The 19,167-nt window shown below is 58.6% G+C and carries 21 protein-coding genes and 1 tRNA gene; 18 read left to right on the top strand and 4 right to left on the bottom strand.

Annotated features, from left to right (window positions below):
* Positions 1-398: 398 nt before the first annotated feature.
* Positions 399-475 (bottom strand) — tRNA-Arg (locus BM174_RS19135).
* A 124-nt stretch (positions 476-599) separates the two neighbouring features.
* Here BM174_RS19135 and BM174_RS19130 point away from each other — a divergent pair.
* The gene (locus tag BM174_RS19130) at positions 600-1,637 is read left to right on the top strand and encodes a LacI family DNA-binding transcriptional regulator (RefSeq protein WP_093925441.1); all 1,038 of its coding nucleotides are present in this window, start codon (positions 600-602) and stop codon (positions 1,635-1,637) included.
* A gap of 4 nt (positions 1,638-1,641) precedes the next feature.
* Positions 1,642-2,859, top strand: coding sequence for a winged helix-turn-helix domain-containing protein (locus tag BM174_RS19125; RefSeq protein WP_093925440.1), 1,218 nt, complete (start codon positions 1,642-1,644; stop codon positions 2,857-2,859).
* A gap of 23 nt (positions 2,860-2,882) precedes the next feature.
* Here BM174_RS19125 and BM174_RS19120 read toward each other — a convergent pair whose 3' ends face one another.
* On the bottom strand, positions 2,883-3,584 hold the full coding sequence (locus BM174_RS19120) for an aspartate/glutamate racemase family protein (RefSeq protein ID WP_093925439.1): 702 nt from the start codon (positions 3,582-3,584) through the stop codon (positions 2,883-2,885).
* 166 nt (positions 3,585-3,750) lie between these two features.
* On the opposite strand from BM174_RS19120, the gene BM174_RS19115 reads away from it, so the two are divergent.
* The 8 genes from BM174_RS19115 (at position 3,751) to BM174_RS19080 (ending at position 11,378) form a co-directional block, all read left to right on the top strand.
* Entirely contained in the window at positions 3,751-5,004 is a 1,254-nt protein-coding gene (locus BM174_RS19115) for an NAD(P)/FAD-dependent oxidoreductase (RefSeq protein ID WP_093925438.1), read from the top strand.
* An 18-nt stretch (positions 5,005-5,022) separates the two neighbouring features.
* On the top strand, positions 5,023-6,012 hold the full coding sequence (locus BM174_RS19110; RefSeq protein WP_093925437.1) for a TRAP transporter substrate-binding protein: 990 nt from the start codon (positions 5,023-5,025) through the stop codon (positions 6,010-6,012).
* Between the two features lie 65 nt (positions 6,013-6,077).
* Positions 6,078-6,602 carry a TRAP transporter small permease gene (locus BM174_RS19105; protein ID WP_093925436.1) on the top strand — a complete coding sequence of 175 codons (525 nt, stop codon included), beginning with the start codon at positions 6,078-6,080 and terminating at the stop codon, positions 6,600-6,602.
* A gap of 5 nt (positions 6,603-6,607) precedes the next feature.
* Positions 6,608-7,918 carry a TRAP transporter large permease gene (locus tag BM174_RS19100; RefSeq protein ID WP_093925435.1) on the top strand — a complete coding sequence of 437 codons (1,311 nt, stop codon included), beginning with the start codon at positions 6,608-6,610 and terminating at the stop codon, positions 7,916-7,918.
* Positions 7,919-7,930: 12 nt separating this feature from the next.
* Positions 7,931-8,866 carry a hypothetical protein gene (locus BM174_RS19095; RefSeq protein WP_093925434.1) on the top strand — a complete coding sequence of 312 codons (936 nt, stop codon included), beginning with the start codon at positions 7,931-7,933 and terminating at the stop codon, positions 8,864-8,866.
* Positions 8,859-9,596, top strand: coding sequence for a 5-oxoprolinase subunit B family protein (locus BM174_RS19090; protein ID WP_093925433.1), 738 nt, complete (start codon positions 8,859-8,861; stop codon positions 9,594-9,596). Before BM174_RS19095 ends, BM174_RS19090 begins: the two co-directional genes overlap by 8 nt.
* Entirely contained in the window at positions 9,593-10,621 is a 1,029-nt protein-coding gene (locus tag BM174_RS19085; protein ID WP_093925432.1) for a 5-oxoprolinase subunit C family protein, read from the top strand. The genes BM174_RS19090 and BM174_RS19085 overlap by 4 nt, the downstream gene beginning before the upstream one ends.
* A 1-nt stretch (position 10,622) precedes the next feature.
* Positions 10,623-11,378, top strand: coding sequence for a LamB/YcsF family protein (locus tag BM174_RS19080; RefSeq protein WP_093925431.1), 756 nt, complete (start codon positions 10,623-10,625; stop codon positions 11,376-11,378).
* Between the two features lie 22 nt (positions 11,379-11,400).
* Here BM174_RS19080 and BM174_RS19075 read toward each other — a convergent pair whose 3' ends face one another.
* A complete protein-coding gene (locus tag BM174_RS19075; protein ID WP_093925430.1) occupies positions 11,401-12,165 on the bottom strand; it encodes a prepilin peptidase in 765 nt (254 codons plus the stop codon).
* Between the two features lie 496 nt (positions 12,166-12,661).
* Between BM174_RS19075 and BM174_RS19070 the strand changes: the two genes are divergently transcribed.
* The 8 genes from BM174_RS19070 (at position 12,662) to BM174_RS19030 (ending at position 18,825) form a co-directional block, all read left to right on the top strand.
* Positions 12,662-12,841, top strand: coding sequence for a hypothetical protein (locus tag BM174_RS19070; protein WP_143092499.1), 180 nt, complete (start codon positions 12,662-12,664; stop codon positions 12,839-12,841).
* A gap of 511 nt (positions 12,842-13,352) precedes the next feature.
* Positions 13,353-14,585, top strand: a complete 1,233-nt coding sequence (locus tag BM174_RS19065; protein ID WP_093925428.1) for a tyrosine-type recombinase/integrase — start codon at positions 13,353-13,355, stop codon at positions 14,583-14,585.
* Complete coding sequence (locus BM174_RS19060; protein ID WP_143092498.1) at positions 14,578-15,237, top strand: hypothetical protein; 660 nt, start codon at positions 14,578-14,580, stop codon at positions 15,235-15,237. The genes BM174_RS19065 and BM174_RS19060 overlap by 8 nt, the downstream gene beginning before the upstream one ends.
* A 132-nt stretch (positions 15,238-15,369) precedes the next feature.
* Complete coding sequence (locus BM174_RS19055; RefSeq protein WP_093925426.1) at positions 15,370-15,555, top strand: helix-turn-helix transcriptional regulator; 186 nt, start codon at positions 15,370-15,372, stop codon at positions 15,553-15,555.
* Between the two features lie 121 nt (positions 15,556-15,676).
* Positions 15,677-16,015, top strand: a complete 339-nt coding sequence (locus tag BM174_RS19050; RefSeq protein ID WP_093925425.1) for a hypothetical protein — start codon at positions 15,677-15,679, stop codon at positions 16,013-16,015.
* Positions 16,016-16,115: 100 nt separating this feature from the next.
* On the top strand, positions 16,116-16,550 hold the full coding sequence (locus BM174_RS19045; RefSeq protein ID WP_093925424.1) for a hypothetical protein: 435 nt from the start codon (positions 16,116-16,118) through the stop codon (positions 16,548-16,550).
* The gene (locus tag BM174_RS19040; protein WP_093925423.1) at positions 16,550-17,728 is read left to right on the top strand and encodes an AAA family ATPase; all 1,179 of its coding nucleotides are present in this window, start codon (positions 16,550-16,552) and stop codon (positions 17,726-17,728) included. The genes BM174_RS19045 and BM174_RS19040 overlap by 1 nt, the downstream gene beginning before the upstream one ends.
* A gap of 539 nt (positions 17,729-18,267) precedes the next feature.
* On the top strand, positions 18,268-18,825 hold the full coding sequence (locus tag BM174_RS19030) for a terminase small subunit (protein ID WP_093925421.1): 558 nt from the start codon (positions 18,268-18,270) through the stop codon (positions 18,823-18,825).
* 134 nt (positions 18,826-18,959) lie between these two features.
* Here the strand turns inward: BM174_RS19030 and BM174_RS19025 are convergent.
* Positions 18,960-19,167: ATP-binding protein (locus tag BM174_RS19025; protein WP_177209541.1), on the bottom strand; the 208-nt coding region annotated here is incomplete at its 5' end.

Raw genomic sequence — 19,167 nt, 5'->3', positions numbered from 1 at the left:
TTCGCTAAATCTCGTCATCTTCATCAGAATCTCCTCAGGTATCTTGCTGAGAAAATTCTACGTCAGCATCCCCTTAGTTTTGGGGAGGATTACCCCGCTATAGAACCTCTGACTACTGCTTTCTTCGAGCGGCTTCCTTCTACCCTTCTTCCGTGCAACATTGCGGGAGTTTTGAGACTGTGCGTCTGGACAGATGGCTTGTTAGTCTTTCTTTGTATTCTACCATATGGCGTTGCCCGAACTTCCCCTTAGTTGAAACTTTCCTCCCGCAACCAGCGATGGGGGCGAGTGTCGCATCAATATTCGAAGAAGCACTGCACCGCGCGAGGTTTCGTTCCGGGTTTCGTTCCGCAATGCGAAATTTACCCAAGATTACGCAAAAAATCCTCTTTAAAATATGGTGACCCCGATTGGATTCGAACCAATAACCTGCCCCTTAGGAGGGGGCTGCTCTATCCAGTTGAGCCACGGGACCGCCGAGGCGACATTTAGACCAGACTTGCGACTTTGTCATCGCCCGATTGGCATTTCCCAAGCTACCGCTTGATCGTCGGGCGGGCTTCGCGCAAACTGGTGACAACCCAATCAGGAATGCCGAATTGACCACACCTCCCAAGCGCCCCCTCACCCTGCGTGATGTCTCTGACGCCTGCGGGGTTTCTGAAATGACGGTCAGCCGTGTCTTGCGAAACCGTGGCGATGTCTCTGAATCGACCCGCACCCGCGTGTTAGAGACGGCCAAAGAGCTTGGCTACGTGCCCAATCAGATTGCCGGGTCGCTGGCCTCTAAACGGGTTAACTTGGTGGCGGTGATCATTCCGTCCCTGTCTAACATGGTATTTCCCGAAGTTCTGACCGGAATTAACCAAGCCTTCGACAACACACCTCTGCAGCCCGTTGTCGGCGTTACCGATTATCTGCCCGAAAAAGAAGAGCGTGTGCTCTATGAGATGCTGTCATGGCGGCCCTCGGGGGTGATTATCGCGGGGCTTGAACATTCCGACGCCACCCGCGCGATGCTGGCAAATTCCGGCATTCCGGTGGTCGAGATAATGGATACGGACGGCAAACCGATTGATGCAATGGTCGGTATTTCGCATCGCCGCGCAGGGCGCGAAATGGCGCAGGCAATCCTCAAAGAAGGCTATGAGCATATCGGTTTTATGGGCACCAAGATGCCTTTGGACCACCGTGCCCGCAAACGGTTTGAAGGCTTCACCGAGGCACTGGCGAAAGCGGGCGTCGAGATTGAGGACCGCGCGTTTTATTCCGGGGGTTCCGCTCTCGCCAAGGGCCGCGAGATGACTCAGGAGATGCTGGAGCGCTCGCCTGATCTGGATTTTCTATATTATTCGAATGACATGATCGGCGCAGGCGGATTGCTATACTTGATTGAACAGGGTGTCGATATTCCGGGTCAGATCGGGCTGGCGGGCTTTAACGGGGTCGAATTGTTGCAGGGTTTGCCGATGCAATTGGCGACGATGGACGCCTGCCGTGCGGAAATCGGGCAAGCTGCTGCGAATATCATTTTGAACCACGCCGCAGATGAGCCCGACCCCGATTTGCCAAACCGTGTGACACTGACCCCGACCCTTTCATTGGGTGACACATTGCGCCGCCACCGGCGCAAGTAGCCGGTTGCTGACCCTCACCAACAGCCAAGCGCGGCGGGTCTTTCTGGACCGCCACCGCCTGAGCGAGGTGCCACAGGGGGCAGCAAGCGGGGCCGCGCTTTTGTCGTTGATCGACGCGCTCGGCTTTGTGCAGCTCGACAGCATCAACACAGTGGCGCGCGCCCACGACCTGATCCTGTTTGCGCGCCGGCCCCGCTATCGCCCCAAGGCGCTCAAACGTTTGTACGAGCAGGATAAAGCTCTGTTCGAGCACTGGACCCATGACGCCGCCGTGATCCCGATGTCGTTCTATCCGTGGTGGCAATTGCGCCGCCAGCGGGACGCCGAACGGCTGAAGGGACGCTGGCGCGACTGGCAGGGGCATCGGTTCGAGGATCAGTTCAAAACCGTTCTGGCGCAGATAAGGGAGCATGGTCCGGTCTGCTCCGGCGACGTCGGCAAGGACGAGGCGCGCAGTAAGGGCGGCTGGTGGGATTGGCATCCGTCAAAGACCGCGCTGGAGTATCTTTGGCGCACCGGCGCGCTCTGTGTCGTGGGGCGGGAGGGATTTCAGAAACGCTATGATTTGACAGAGCGGGTGATCGAGCAGCATTTATGCGATGAGACTGAGGTCGATGTCACGGCGACCGTGGCATGGTGTTGTGATCAGGCACTGTCTCGACTGGGGTTTGCCACCTCGGGGGAGTTGGCGGCCTTTTGGGGGCATATAGCCCCCGCCGAGGCAAAGATCTGGTGCGATGCTGAGATCGCGCAAGGCAGGCTCGAGCAGGTCGCGATCACCAGCGATGATGGCAGCGTCAAAATCGCCTTCGCACGGCCCGAACTGGCAGTGGACCCTGCGCTTGAGGTCGCACCAACAAATCGTCTGCGCGTGCTCAGCCCGTTTGATCCGGCGTTGCGCGATCGCAAGCGTGCCGCGCGGCTCTTCGGATTTGACTACCGGATCGAGGTTTTCGTCCCCGAGGCCCAGCGCAAGTTCGGATATTACGTTTTCCCGATATTGCAGGGGGACCGGATCGTCGGGCGGGTGGATATGAAGGCGTTCCGTAATGAGGATACCTTGCGGGTCCGCGCTCTTTGGCCGGAAAAGGGTGTGCAGTGGGGGCAGGGGCGGCAGCGGGCGTTTGAGGCCGAATTGAACAGAATTGTTAAGATTGCCGGTGTCAGCCAGATTGCCTTTACCGATGGCTGGATGCGTGGGCCTGCACAGGAGCTGCTTTAAGCTCCTAAAATTGCCACAGGTCCTTAGCTTTGACTAAACCGTGGCGGGGCAAGTGCAGCGTGAAACCAGTTCAAATAGCTGACAATCGAATGCACAGGCCGTCCCGTCGCCTGCGCGATAGCTTCCGCATAGGGTGGCATGTTGGTACACTCCAAAACGATGGCCCCGACATTTGGATGATCGCTCACTAACTGCGCGGCGGCCCGCACCAGATCGGCGCGGGCGGCATCCACATCCAGTGTTGGCAGGTCACGCAAAATCGTGCGCGAAAAGCTGCTGCCGTCGGTGCCCTGCACGGGAGTATCAAGCGACACGCCTGCGGCCTGCAGATGATCGCGGGTCAGTGATTGCGCGCTGATCGTCAGGATACCGACCACTTGGCCGGCTGGCAGGCCCGCTTGTATCAGCGCCACCTGTTCCAGCGCCGAGGCGGCAACCGGTACCCCCAAGGCTTGTGCCAGACGCGGGCGGATTAAAGAGAGAAAACCGCAGGTGGTGGCTATGCCGGTGCAGCCGCTTGCAACCAGTTCGCGGCCTGCGGCCATGAAAGCCTGCACAAATGGCTCAGGATCTTCGCAGACAATGGCGGTTGGGGTCGCCCCTTCTACCACACGGTAGCGCACCGGAAAATTCCATGTATCCGGGCAGCCGCTATCCCCTGCGATGCGTGGAAACCGGGTATCCAGCATCAGTATTCCAAGCTTTGCCGTCACAGTGCTGCGCATTCTCTATTCTCCTTCGCACCGAATTCGTGCAGCCATTTGACGGTCAAGGCAACGGACTTCTAACGATGACAATTTATAAACAAATCGTTGACGTATTGAATTCTTATGTAACTATACTCGGAAGGGAATCATCCATGTTTAATTTTGCGCGGCCGGAGAAGATTTTATGACGCGGCATGTAGTTGTCATCGGGGCGGGCATTGTTGGCGTCTCGACAGCGTTATGGCTGCGCCGCGATGGTGTTGAGGTCACGCTGATTGACCGCGCGGCGCCGGGTAAGGGCACATCGCATGGCAATGCAGGTGTGCTGGCGGCTTGCGCGATGGTGCCTGTTACGGGGCCGGGCATGGTGCGCAAAGCCCCCGGCATGTTGCTAAACCCCGAATTCCCGTTGTTTCTGCGCTGGCCCTATCTGCCGCGCCTGCTGCCGTGGCTGCGGACCTATCTGAGCCATGCCAATGACCCCGCGACACGGCGCATCGCCCAAGGTTTGACCCAGATTGTTGGCGATAGCGTTGATCAGCACAAAGCGCTCTGCACCGAGCTGGGGCTGGGCGATTGGGTCACCGAGAGCGAATATTGCTTTGCCTACCGCGACCGCTCGGTCTTTGAGGCAGAAAGCTATGTCTGGGAATTGCGTGCCGAAGCGGGATTTACACCGCGGGTGATCGAAGGCGCTGCGGTCCGCGAATATGAGCCTGCTCTTGGCCCCGACGTGACCTGCCTTGCGGTCTTGCAGGATCACGGCTTTATCCGCGATCCGGGCGGCTATGTCGCGGCCCTCGCGGAGGCATTTATCCAAGGTGGCGGCACCTATCTTCAGGCCGAGGTCAAGGATTTCGAACTGTCCGGCGGCAGCATCTCAGCGGTCGAGACCACGGCAGGGCGGATCGAATGCGACAGCGCGGTACTGGCCACCGGCGTCTGGTCAAAGCCCCTGATGCGCAAGCTGGGGATTAACGTGCCACTGGAATCCGAGCGCGGCTATCACGTGGTCTTTGAGGATGCGACTGGCGGCCCGTCGCGGCCTACGATGGTGGCAAGTGGCAAGTTTGTTGCCACGCCGATGGCGCAAGGTCTACGCTGCGCGGGTATTGTCGAGTTTGGCGGGCTGGATGCCGGTCCTTCGAAAGCGCCGCTCGCGCTGCTGCGGCGACATGCCAAGAAGGCCTTCCCAAATCTGAAGGCCGCAAACGAAATTGAATGGCTTGGCCACCGCCCTGCCCCCAGCGACAGTCTGCCGCTGATCGGGGAAATCGGCCAAAGCCGCGTCTTTTGTGCCTTCGGGCATCACCACATCGGGTTGACCGGCGGGCCAAAAACGGGCCGACTGGTGGCCGGATTGATCACGGGTCAACACAGCAACACTGATCTGACGCCGTATCAACCGCAGCGTTTTGGCGCTGCACCCACGACATAAATTCAACGGGAGAAAATAATGAAAAACACTGCAAAAATGATGACAGGCGTGGCAACAGCTGCCCTTGCGCTGACCACCGCGCTGCCCGCCTTTGCGGCCGAAAAGTGGGACATGCCGATGGCCTATTCCGCGACCAACTTCCACTCCGAGAACGGCGTGACATTTGCCGAATGCGTGACTTCGGGCACCGGCGGCGAGATCGAAATCACTGTCCACCCTGGTGGGTCGCTGTTTGCCGGTGCCGACATCAAGCGCGCCATCCAGACAGGTCAGGTCCCAATCGGCGAGCGCCTGCTTTCCGGCCACCAGAACGAAAACGCGATCTTCGGCTTTGAAAGCGTGCCGTTCCTTGCGCCTTCTTTTGAGGCCAGCGGCAAGCTTTGGGAAGCCGCCAAGCCCAAGATCGAAGCCACACTGGAAGAGCAGGATTTGCACCTGCTTTATAACGTGCCATGGCCGCCACAGGGTCTCTACTTCAAGAAAGAAGTGAACTCGGTCGAGGACATGAAGGGCGTCAAATTCCGGTCCTACAACAACACCACCGCGCGTTTTGCGGAATTGACCGGCATGGCACCCGTCACCATCGAGGCCGCCGAAGTCAGCCAAGCCTTTGCGACAGGCGTGGCGGAATCGATGATTTCTTCTGGTGCGACTGGCTATGACCAGAAGGTTTGGGAAAGCCTGACGCACTTCTACAAGGTCGATGCATGGCTGCCGCGCAACTTTGTGATGGTCAATGCCGAGGTCTGGTCCGAAGTCTCTGACGCCAACAAAGAGATCATCAACACCTGCGCGACCGAAGCTGAAGAGCGCGGCTTGAAGGCATCGATGGACTACACAGAGTTCACCTATGACGGATTGCGCGAAGGTGGCATGAAGGTCGAAGATGCGGGCGAAGAGTTGATGTCCGGCCTGCGCGAAATCGGCGAGACCATGACCGCGGAATGGCTCGAAGCTGCGGGCGATGAAGGCAAGGCCATCGTCGACGATTTCAAGGCAATGAACTGATCTAGAAAACGTCGCAGCCCGTTTATGCGGGCTGCGACACCAGCACGGCCAACAAGGGGACTTCCATGCGGATGATACGCAAACTGCTCGACGCCATATACCTTGGCGCAGGCGTGCTCGCCGCTGTCTGCCTTGTGGCAATCCTGATTATTATCGTTGTGCAAATGGTCGCCCGTTGGACCGGAACGGTCTTTCCCGGTGCGGCAAGCTATGCCGGTTACGCTATGGCAGGGGCGAGCTTCCTGGCCTTTGCCAATGCGCTAAATCGTGGCGCCCATATCCGTGTCTCAATCCTGCTGAATGCCCTGTCGGCTGGCCCCAAACGCCTGCTTGAAATCTGGTGCTTCGGCCTTGCGGCAGCCATCGCCTGCTACTTTACCTATTACGCCTATTGGTTCGTATTCTGGTCATGGAAGTTCAAGGAAGTCAGTCAGGACCAAGACGCCACCCTGTTATGGATGCCGCAATCCGTGATGGTCGTTGGCGGCGCGATCCTCAGCATCGCGTTGATCGACAATCTGGTCAGCGTCATTTTCAAAGGCAATCACCGCATCACCCGCGATCTGGTTGACCAGAGCTTCGGAGAGTAAGCGCCATGACCGAACTCTATGCCATTGTCCTTTTTCTGTTTGTTCTGTTCTTCCTGCTCGGCACCGGTGTCTGGGTCGGGCTGGCGCTGATGGGCGTCGCGTGGGTGGGGCTGGAGCTTTTCACCACCCGCCCTGTCGGCGATGCGATGATCACCACGATCTGGGCGTCCTCCTCAAGCTGGACGCTCACGGCACTGCCGCTGTTTATCTGGATGGGCGAGATCCTGTTTCGCACCCGTTTGAGCGAGGATATGTTTCGCGGGCTGTCGCCGTGGCTTGCCAAATTGCCGGGCGGGTTGGTGCATACCAATATCGTCGGCTGCACGGTCTTTGCCGCCGTCTCCGGCTCCTCCGCCGCGACGCTCACCACGGTTGGCAAAATGTCGATCCCCGAACTCCGCAGTCGCAATTACCCCGAGAAGATGATCATCGGCACGCTGGCAGGTGCGGCAACGCTCGGCCTGATGATCCCGCCCTCGCTGGCGCTGATTGTCTATGGCGTCACGGTCAATGAGAGCATCACCAAACTGTTCTTTGCGGGCGTGATGCCGGGGCTGATCCTCGCGCTGATGTTCATGGGCTATGTTGCCTTCGTCAGCCTGACATCAAAGGACTGGAACCCAACCGTCGAAGACCCCATGACCTTCGTGGAAAAATTGCAGAACTCGCGGTTCCTGCTCCCGGTCTTTGCATTGATCACTGTGGTGATCGGCTCGATGTACCTCGGCTATGCCACGGCGACCGAGGCGGCGGCGATTGGGGTTGTCGGTGCGCTGGTACTGGCGCTGTTCCAAGGCTCGCTCAACTGGTTCAGCTTTCGTGAAAGCCTGATGGGTGCGATGCGCACCTCCGCGATGATCGCGCTGATCCTTGCGGGCGCGGCCTTCCTGAAACTGTCGATGGGCTTCACCGGCCTGCCGCGTGCGCTGGCCGATGGCATCTCGGCGTTGGAGCTTTCACGCTTCCAACTGCTGATGGCGCTGCTGGTGTTCTATATCGTGCTGGGCATGTTCCTTGATGGCATCTCCTCGGTCGTGCTGACCATGGCAGTGGTGGAACCGATGGTCCGTGCCGCTGGCATTGACCTGATCTGGTTTGGCATCTTCGTGGTGATCGTTGTCGAGATGGCGCAGATTACCCCGCCGATCGGCTTCAACCTCTTTGTACTGCAAGGCATGACGGATCACGAGATGGGCTATATCACCCGTGCCGCACTGCCGATGTTTGCCATCATGGTGCTGATGGTCTTTGTGTTGATCTGGTTCCCCGAGATCGCAACTTGGCTGCCGGACAACCTGCGCCAGGGTCCGGTTTAGGCATGACCAGCGATGCACCGGATACTCCACTTCGCCTCGGCCCATGCGCGGTTGTGCCTGATCGCCGGATTGGCGGCGGGGCTTCTGTTGCCCGCACTGTCCCGCGCCATGGTGCCGTGGTTGCCGCAGATGGTCGCCTTGCTGTTGATGTTGACCGCGCTGCGCATCGGGCACCGCGCCGCATTGGGGGCTGTGTCCGATCTGCGCTGGGGGCTGGCGGCGGTCGTGACCTTGCAGATGTTGATCCCCTTGGCGATCCTGCTGGCACTGCGCGCAGTGGGGATGGGAGAGACGCCCGCCGCGCTCGCGGCTGTGCTGGCCGCCTCAGCACCTGCCCTGACGGGCAGCGTCAACCTCGCGCTGCTGCTGCGGCTGGATGGCGGGCGGATGATGCAGATCATGGTGTTGGGCACCGCGTTGTTTCCGCTCACAGTGCTGCCGATGCTCGCCTTGTCGCCACAGCTTGGACCCGCCTCAGTTGTGGTCGCTGCGGCGCTAAGACTGCTGGGCGTTATCGTGGTGTCGACGGGCCTTGGTTTTCTGCTGCGACACCTGTTCTGGCCGCGTCCGACCGAGGCGCAGGTCAAGGCGCTCGATGGAGCCTCGGTGCTGGCATTCTCGATCATCGTGGTCGGGCTGATGGCCGCGCTCAATCCTGCACTGCGCAGCGACCCGGTCGCGGTGGTGCGTTGGGGGCTGCTGGCCTTCACGCTGAGCTATGTGCTGCAATTGATTACCCTTCTGGTTCTGCGGCGCAGTGCCTTGCGCGGCGTGGCCGGACCCTTGGCGATTGGTGCGGGCAACCGCAATATTGCGCTGTTTCTGGTGGCGCTGCCGCCAGAGGTTCTGGCGCCTCTGATGATCTTTATCGGCTGCTGGCAGTTGCCGATGTATTTGACCCCGCTGCTTCTGCCGCGGCTTTACCATTGGGCTTTGAAAGATGACTGATATTCCCCGCATCCGCACCGTTGGCCTTTCGGGCCTGCTGGTCACCTTTGCGGATCACATGACCGAACCCGCCAACCGTGCCGCCCTCGCCTTTCGCGCCGCAGTGGAGGTCGCTGACTGGCCCGAGGTGAGCGAAACCAGCACCTCGCTGGTCTCGACCTTTTTGCAAGTCGATCTGTCGGCCACGCCCGCCGAAGAAATGACCGAGCGCCTGCAAGACCTCATCGCCTCGCGCAACTGGCTGGAAGCGCCGCTGCCCGAAGGCCGCAAGCTTTGGCACATCCCCACCGTCTACGGCACAGACCTTGCACCGCAGCTTGAAGAGGCCGCGACCGCCGCCGGGATCGACCCTGATACCGCAATAAAGGAGCTTTCTTCGGCCCGTGTGCGCGTGCTGACCATCGGCTTTGCCCCCGGTCAGCCCTATCTGGGTGAGCTACCAGAACACTGGAACATCCCCCGCCAACAGGCGCTGAGCAAATCGATCCCCGCCGGTGCGCTGGTAGTGGCGGTCCGGCAGTTGGTGATTTTTACCAATGATACGCCGACCGGCTGGCGGCACGTCGGTCAGACCGCATTCCGCACCTTTCGCCAGACATCGGACACGCCTTTTGCCCTGTCGCCGGGCGATGAGCTGACTTTTCCCGCGATCACCCCCGCTGCGCTGGAAAAAATCAGGGCCGACGACACGTCTGGCAACGGCGGCGCAGAGCTGGAGATGTTGTCATGAGCGCGACCCTCACCATCAAAGCCGCTGGCCCCGCGATGACCGTGCAAGACATGGGCCGTCCCGGCTTTCGCGCGCAAGGGCTGACCGTTGGCGGCGCAGCGGATCAGGTGGCATTGCACGAGGGTGCGGCGCTGCTACAGCAGGACGCAGGCTTGGCGGCAATCGAAATGGCCGGAAGCGGCGGCAGCTTTGTCAGTAGCGCTGATATCCGCATCGCTCTCACAGGTGCGGCGATGACCGTTAATATCGACGGCGCGCCGCTGACCTGGAACGCCAGTCATCTGCTGAAAGCAGGCGCGGTGCTGACCATTGGCGGTGCCACGGGCGGCACTTACGGCTACCTGCATGTCGGCGGCGGCGTCGATGTTCTTCTGGTGATGGGCTCGCGCGCCACGCAGCAAAGTGCGGGCATCGGCGCGGCGCTCAAATCCGGCGATACACTGCCTTTGGGGAAAGACACCCAATCCACCACTGCAATGACCCTGCCAAATGACACCCGCTTTTCCGGCGGTACCGTGCGGGTCGTCGCCTCCATGCAGACCGAAGATTTCGCCACCGAGACCCGCGATCGGTTCGCTGCCACCACCTTCAAGCGTGACGCCCGCGCCAACCGCCAAGGCGTGCGGATGGATCATGACGGCGCGGGCTTCTCTACCGATAGCCAGCTCAGCATCGTGTCCGAAGTCATCGTGCCGGGTGATATTCAGGTTACCGGCGACGGCGCGCCCTATGTGCTGATGTGCGAAAGCCAGACCACAGGTGGCTACCCGCGTATCGGCACTGTCTTGCCCTGCGATCTGCCGCGCGTCGCGCAGGCCGCACCGGGGGCAGCGTTCAAGTTCGAGTTTGTCGATCTGGAGCAAGCCGCCGCCCTGCAAGCCCGCCATGTGGCCGCATTGAAATCCCTGCGCAGCGCTGTCGTGCCCTTGGTGCGCGACCCTGCAACCTTGCGCGACTTGCTGAGCTACCAATTGGTTGGTGGAGTTGTTTCCGCCGACGCCGACCCCTTTGAAGAGGACATTTGACATGCCATCCGTCGATCTTAATGCCGACATGGGCGAAAGCTTTGGCCCGTGGAAAATGGGCGATGACGCTGCCCTGCTGAAAATCATCACATCGGCCAATATCGCCTGTGGCGGCCATGCAGGCGACGCCGATGTAATGGCCTCGACCATGAGCATCGCCTTGCAGAACGGTGTCGGTATCGGCGCGCACCCGGGCTTCATGGATCTGGCTGGCTTTGGCCGCAACCGCATTTCAATGCCACGCGCGACCCTGCAAAACCAAATCCGCTATCAGGTCGCCGCCAGCATCGGCATGGCCCGCAGCGTTGGTGCCAAGGTGCGGCACCTGAAACTGCACGGCGCCATCGGCAATATGACCTCCGAAGATGAGCAAATGGCGAAGGACCTCTATGAAGCCGCGCTGAGCGTCGCGCCCGACCTTATCGTCATGGTGCTGGCCGCCACCACCCAGCAGCGCGCGGTTGAGGCGCTTGGCTGTCCTTTCGCGGCAGAGATTTTCGCCGACCGCGCCTATAACGACGACGCGACGCTTGTCGACCGCTCCAAACCCGGTGCTGTGATCCATGATGCGGATCTGGCAGGCAAGCGCATGGTTGAGATGGTCAAAGCAGGCGCGATCATCACCGAAAGCGGCAAACATATCCCAACGCGGATTGATACGATTTGCTTGCACGGTGATACGCCGGAAGCGGTGCAGATTGCGGGATCTGTACGATCATCGCTGGAAAGCGCGGGCATAACCTTGCGCAAGTTCTAAAGGCCGTTGCACCTGCACACTGCTAAAATGGTAACGACATAACCGGCCCGATCCCCCAAAGGATCGCGGCCGCAAAACACAGCGCCGTACCAAACTGGATTTCGCGATATGCGTCAAGCGACGTGGCATCGCGATACCGCCCCGCCAGCGCCACCACCAAAGCCGCGACTGCTGCAATAAGAACCAGCAAAGGCAGCTCTCTGGGGCCGACAAGCGCGCCGAGGCCCACCATCAGCTTCACGTCGCCCAGCCCCAGCCCTTCGATTCCGCGCAGCGCCCAGTAAGCCCAGCGTAGCGCCGCAAAGCTACCCGCGCCGACCGCCGCCCCCATAAGCGACGCTGTGAGACCAATACCGCCGGGCAGCAGCGCAAGCCCAAAAGCCACCCCCGCCAACGCCCCCGTCAGCACATCAGGCAGCCGGAACCACAGCAAATCAGCCGCAGCCAGCCCCAGCAGCAACCAAAGCATCAGGTAGGTAAGCAACACCAGCACTGGGCCACCGCCTTGCGCGACAGCGAGCACAGCAGCGCCTGTCGCGATAATCTCGACATAGAACTGCCAAGCTGGGATCGCTGCCGCGCAGGCTTTGCACCGCCCCCGTTGCAACACGAACGACGCCAGCGGAATGATTTGGCTTAGCGGCAATCTAGTCTCACAGGCACGACACCGCGATGGCGCGATCAGCCCTTCGTCCCGTGGTAGCCTGTCAATCATCACAGCTAAGGCCCATCCGGCGAGTGGGCTCAGCAAGAGAATGGCAATATTAAAGAACGTAAGCTCGGGCATGATCAGTCTGCAGACTTTCTGGTTTCTGGCCGCTATTCATCGTGATGACCGCGCCGTTAGCGATCTTAGCCAAGCATTACTCAGGGGTCTAACCCGAACTGCCAGCTCGCAACCCATTCGACCACAAGCGCGACAGGCCGAAACAAACGAATCACCGCAAAGACACCGATTGATCCGTCAAATCAGTGCTAAAATGCTGGCTGAATTTACGGCCATCCACGCGCCCAAGCCGCCCACTTTTCGCCGCAATCACGGCAAGCTTTAGCCTCAATGATTCTATCGGAAACAGTCGCCGCAATTCCCCCCCCCTAAAACGCCGGATCGTTGCTTAAATTGATGGTAAATTCATCATCCATCATGGGTACAATCTTCAACGCGTAACGTGAATTTTACAATCAATTGAGTGAATTGCGTATCTAATAGATAAGGAATGAGAGAAACGTGTCGCCAGCCAATCCGGCAAACCATGACGCCCCCGCAAGTCAGAGAAAACGCCATGATCCCCATCGCAAAAATCTTTAAAGTCAGCCGTGATACCTCTTCCGAGATCGGGAGAGCTGCACAAGCTTCAGACGACAAGATCGCCGCGAGGAAAGCGGCGAAAGCCTATCAGTCCTGTGTGATCGCAGGCTTTGCCCTGCCCGCTATCGCCCTGCTGATTTTCGCTTTCATGTAATACCGAGTACGCACGAGCGCCGGACCTGCGGTGTCGTCTTTTTTTTCAAGTAGATGCCGCGTCGGGGAACCTGCGCGGCTTTTTCTTTTGGGGAAGCTTTAACGCTTCCACCTGCTCCTGCCTTCACCGCTGGCGCAAAACTGGATCGTACAGCGCAGAGGGCGGGGCATTGAATGTGTAGACACTCGCTAGAACCTAAAATCCGGCAGGTGGGGGCGGCGGGGCATTACACCCCGCCGAGCACCACAAATCCACATCAAGAGAAGTGAAAGTGGTGAGCCGTGTTGGGTTCGAACCAACGACCTACTGATTAGAAGTCACAAGGCCTATCATTTTGGCCGACCGTCCACCATCGTCTACACACAGCCACTACCATTCAAAAATGTAATGATTTTATGAGGTTTACTGAGGATTTTCACTTGTCCCCCAGTCATAAATCGTCTACCAGTGTCCGTGACTGTACACCACTATCTAGTTCTATTTGTCCCCCAGATGTCCCCCAGGAGGCGAAATGCAACGCGAACTGACAGACAGATACCTCAAGTCATTGAAGGCTCCGCCGACGGGGCGCTTAGAGGTATCTGACACAAAGCGTGCGGGATTAAGATTTCGCCTCACCGCTTCTGGACGAGCAACTTGGATGTTTGAAAAACGTGTGAAAGGGGGTTCCAAGCGCAAACACACGTTGGGCGGCTGGCCAGAACCTGTCAGCTTGTCTCAGGCGCGCGCTTTGGCACTGGAACTTGAGGCGGAGGCGGCACGGGGAATCGACAGGGTTGCAATTGCCGAAGCTGAGCGGCTTGATGCTGAGACGGCGAAATCAAAGGCCTTGTCAGTTCGCCAAGTACTCGAGCTTTACGATAGATTACACTTGTCGGGACTTCGTCGCGGCTCGGAGCGCAAGCGCCAGATTGAGCAGGCGTTGCAACCAAGGCTTGGCGATCCGATGGGCAGCCTGACTAGGGCAGACCTTCAAAAACCAATCGATGAAAAGGCGAGTGCTGGCCGGGGAGTTTTCGCCAATCGTATACGATCAGCCCTTATGGCATTTACCGGCTGGGCTGCTGACCGTGACCATCTAGAGACAGACATCGGTTTGAGACTGACGAAGCCGACCAAGGAAGCCAGTAGAGAGCGCGCGCCAACACGTTCCGAAGTGCATGCCATCTGGAATGCGACATTTGATCTAGGAGACTTGTGGGGGCCAGCGTTGCGACTTCTCATCCTAACCGCGCAGCGCCGCCAAGAGATTTTCGGGCTAGAATGGTCAGAAATCGACTTTGATGCTGCGACGATCACAAAGCCCGGAGCCCGCACTAAGAATGGCAGGGAGCATGTGACCCACCTTTCCCCGCCTGCCTTGTCGGAACTGCGCGAACTCAGGGGCAAGACCGACCGCCAACCTCAGAGTCTGGTTTTTACCACCACAGGTAAGACCCCAGTGTCGGGGATCAGCAAGGTCAAAACGCGATTGGACAAACTGCTTGGTGATGATTTTGAGCCGTGGCGTCTGCACGACATCCGAACAGCATTTGCTACAGCCATGGTCGAGCGGGGTGTGCCTGAGAACGTCGCGGATCGGGTGCTGAATCACTCTGCCGTTGGCTCTGCCCCTAGTTCGGTGGCCAGGGTTTATAACCGTGCCAATATGTTGAGCCAACGGGCGCAAGCCTTAGACCGATGGGCTGAGATTGTTACTGGCAAAGTATCGCCAGTCGTTTTTTTGGAGGCTGGAAGTGTTTAGTCCCGAAGGATTTACCCCCCTAAGTGAATTGCATCGCCTCGCACCAAGGGAAGATAGTCTCTATCCAAAAAATTTGATGAACCTCATCGCAGAGCAGCCTTCGATTTATGTATGCTCTAAGGAAGGACTCCCACTTAAGGTCGATGGCAGAATCCTATCGATATTTGGGGCTACATACCTCTTTATTGATACTGAACTTTGGGTGGTGAGTTTTGAACGCATTCGACGTTCAGCTTGGAATGAAAGCCATGTTCTTGGCGGGGTCAATTACGAAAATCCTCCCGAAATTGACCTTGTGAACTTGGTACGTAGAATCAAGGGAAAAATCTATATGGCTACGCCCTTGCCAGACGATGTTTCGGATGACTTCACAGAGGCCATTCAGCCCTTAGAAGGTTATCCAGTTATGCTCAAAGACGGGGATGCCAAAAAAATTCTAGATGCGTTGCAACCTAGAAATGCCATCCCAAAAGCAAGCAGCACTGGGAGACCTCGCAAGCTCGAGGCCGTTCAAGATTTTATGCGCCGTAAGTGGCCGAATCAGAATTACCCTACAATCGAACAGCTTCGTCGTGATCTATTAGATGAATGCGAGATCACCGCAGGCTCAACCTTGATAAAAAACGCCAAGAGGTCGATAAAGAGCGAGTAGTCATAGACGAAAAGCGGCCATAAAGCGGGCGTTTATACCATATCCGTTTTCGGCTTTCTTGCCCAATTTACCGCCCTGAACTCTCATGTTTTTTAGTCCTCACGTTCCCTAGCGTCCATGAGGATACAAAGCATGACAAAACGTTATTTCACCCTGAAAGAAGCTACTGAGTACAGCGCACTGAGCCGCAGCACCCTTTATGCTGAAGAGGCTAAGGGGCGCTTGGTGTTCACGAAATTTGGCGCGGCAACTCGCATTGAAAAGTGCGACCTCGACACTTTCCTTGACGTTGCAGGCGAGAAGCTTGTCGCCGCATAAAGGAAAACCCCCACCGGCATGGCGATGCAGGCTGAGGGCAATTTCTTTTCGTGAGTCTGGCAAGACCCATGTAGGATACCCCATAGCCGCACGCCTTTCAATCCTGAAAGGAACGCGGAAAATGACCAATCAACACAACCTCGAACCGAAGCCGCGCTGGATTCTCTCAGTGCGCGACCTGCCTAGCGAACGCGGCAGCGCCCGCTATCGGGTCACCCGTCACGGCGGGGAGACCGCCGAGGTGATCTTGGACAAGCGTAAGCGCCAAGTTGTCGATGCGCTGATCGCGGGCGAACTCTTCTGCGCTTCGACGGTGCGGATCGGGGACATCGTCTTCCGCCTTAAAGAGGAAAACAGCCTACACGCTGAAACCAAGGCGCTGTCCAACGGGCGCAAGTACTACACCCTGCAAGGGAAGGTCCAATATTTGGGGCCTATCCAGAAAGAGGGCGCATGCTGATGGCCCTTAAAATCCAGATTGCCCGCCTGCAACGCCTCTATGGCCTGACCGCAACCCAAGCCCGGCTTGTCGCTGGCCTGCACTACGGGGAGGTCGCGTAATGGACGACTGCACCCTGCTCGCCCCGCGTCAGCGCCGCAATGCCGTGGCCAATTTCATGCCGCGCCGCATCAAGCGTGTGTCCCGTTCTCTCGGCTACTGCCTGCTGCTGGATGACCTCGACGCATGGCTTGGCCTTACAACGATCCTGCGCGCCCGCCTCAGTTCGACTGAGCGGGCCGCACTGGCCTACGTTGGGCTGAAAGCACTGCCGCCACATGAGGCGCAGCGTGCCGCAGAGGCTGCGCTGGGGGCTACGACAGCGGCAGGTCATCCCATAGCCGCCTTGCTCAATCACATCGACGAGGCGGCATTCTGGGCCGATATGGCAACGCCAGACGAGCACGAGGCCTACTGCCTCGCCAGCTTCAAGGCGATGCCCAACGAGCGCCAGTCGGCGTTCCTCAACTTCGTGCAGGGGAGGCAGGCGGCTTGATGCGTGATTTCACAGCAATGGCAGTGCAGCTTGATCAGCACAGGACAGAGCACCCGAACAGTGCTGATCGGCTGCCCACGCCTTTCATCTGGCAGGACCCGAGCGGCCTGCCTCGTCGCCCGTGGATCTACGGGCGGCACCTGCTGCGCAAACAGGTTGCTGTAACCGTCGCCCCCGGTGGGGTCGGCAAATCATCCCTGACCATCGTGGAGGGGCTGGCAATGATCTCTGAGCGGGAATTATTGGGGGAGTGGACCGCCAAAGACTTGAAGGTCTGGCTCTACAACCTCGAAGACCCCCGCGACGAGATGACGTTGCGCATTACGGCAGCGATGCAGCATCACGGCATTCAGCCCGACGAGGTCGAGGGTCGGCTGTTCGTGGACACGGGCCGTGAGCGGGAGCTTTGCACAGCCGTGCAGACCCGTGAGGGCGTCGTAATCGTAAAGCCTGAGATTGACGAGCTGGCGCGGGAGATTGCGGCCCGCAAGATTGATGTCATGGTCATTGACCCTTTCGTTTCTTCACATCAGGCGGGCGAGAATGACAACGTCGCGATTGATCTGATCGCCAAGGAGTGGGCGCGGCTCGCGGATCGATGCAACTGCGCAATCGAACTTGTTCACCACACCCGCAAAACCAACGGCATAGAGGCCACCACAGAGGACAGCAGGGGCGGTTCTGCCCTTTTGGCGGCGGCAAGGTCGGGACGGGTTCTGAACCGCATGGCAGCTGACGAGCGGGAGCAGGCGGGTATCTCGCCCGACGACCTGACGACCTACTTCACCGTGACCCGCGACAAGGCGAACCTCGCCCCCATCGGCAAGCGTACATGGCGGCGCATGGTCTCAGTCGAGTTGGCGAATGGGGAAAGCGTTGGAGTGGCCGAAGTCTGGGAATGGCCAGACACCTTCGATGGCTTTGACAGCAAAGACCTGATGGCGGTGCAGCACGCCATCGACGGCAAGCAACCGCGCTACTCGGATCAGGCTGGCAATGACTGGGCTGGAGTTATCGTCGCCGAGGAACTGGGGCTGGATGCCAGAAAGGACAAGCGCCGGATCAAGAAAATGATCGAGGCTTGGCTGCACTCTGGAGCTTTCAGGAAAACGCAGGTCAGCGACGATAGCAGGCGTCCGCGCCCTTGCTTGGAGGTAGGCGAATGGGCCACCGAATGAACTGCTCCACCACCCCGAAAAACCTAGTGGAGCAAGGTGGAGCAAACACCCCCCTTAACCACTGCTCCACCACCCCTCCCCCTAAAGGGGGGGAGGGGGGTGGTGGAGCGGTAAGTGGTCCTTCCGAGGTGGTGGAGCAAATCGACCACTTTCGGCCCCTCACAGCTTCTCAGGAAAGGCATTTATCGTGAACAGAAACAACGACCGTAGCAGCGGCTCAAATACGGAAGCCCGCAACCCCGATGGCACCTTTGCACCCGGCAACCCCGGCAAGCCTAGAGGATCGCGCCACAGAGTCACGCAGGCCATAGAGGAGGTGCTGGAGGGGCAACTAGAGGCGTTGACGCAGGCGGCGATAGACAAGCGCCTAGACCGCCACGTGACGGACCAACGGCGCTGCTTGGGTGGAGTTGCGCCCGTACGCAGACACGCAACGGCAGAGGGCGCAGACTGGACGGTGGAGAAGATAACAGCTGACCGCAGATTATACCGTTACAAGCGGTACGTAATGTTATAACATATCAATAAGTGGAGGACGCATGGCTGAACATCACAACGACAGAGACGACGAGGGCAAGTTCCTTCCCGGCAATACGATTTGGCAGGGGCGGTCCACCTTCGGGCGTAACCGGGAATACGAGGATGCGCAGAGCCTCTGGCAGGCGTGCTGCGCGTATTTTCAGTGGGCGCATGACACCCCGCTCTACGAAGCGAAAATACTCTCCAGTGGTCAGACCGTTCCGGCAGCAAAGATGCGGGCGTTCACTCAGAAAGCGCTCTGCCTGCATCTGCGTATCAGCGAGGAGACATGGCGGACCTGGCGCAATACTCGCCCTGACATGGCCGAGGTGATCCAGACCGTGGATGACGTGATCTACAGCCAGAAATTCGAGGGCGCGGCAGCTGGGCTTCTCAACGCCAACCTTATCTCGCGTGAGCTTGGCCTAGCTGACCGTCAGGAACTGACTGGCAAGGACGGCGAGGCAATCCAGACAGCCGATGTCACTAACATCGAGGTGGCCCGTCGCATCGCCTTCATTCTGGCAGACGCGATGAACCGCAAAAGCAATCCAACAACAACTGAATTCAAGGAATAAGCCATGACTACCAGCAAAGTCTCGAAGAACTGCGTATTCCGGTGCATCCGGCCGGTCATTCCGACAACATCCGGCCACCTAAACCGGTGTATCCGGCCGCCCTTGTTTAGCGGCTGCGAGGCCTGAGTTTTTAGTTAACCGTTTTGGGCGCTTTCGTCACCTGTTTTGAGTTTGGTTTTTCGCATGCTCTGGCCGTCGAGTTCGACGCGATATGCGTTGTGTACGAGACGGTCGAGAATGGCATCTGCGAAGGTAGGTTCACCGATCACGTCATGCCAGGCGTCGATGGGCAATTGGCTGGTGATCAGCGTTGATCCGGCTTCATATCTGTCTTCGACGATC

The sequence above is a fragment of the Sulfitobacter brevis genome (assembly GCF_900112755.1).
Lineage (GTDB): Bacteria > Pseudomonadota > Alphaproteobacteria > Rhodobacterales > Rhodobacteraceae > Sulfitobacter > Sulfitobacter brevis.
Note: the sequence above shows the minus strand (reverse complement) of the source record. Positions and strands in the feature narration are given on the sequence as shown.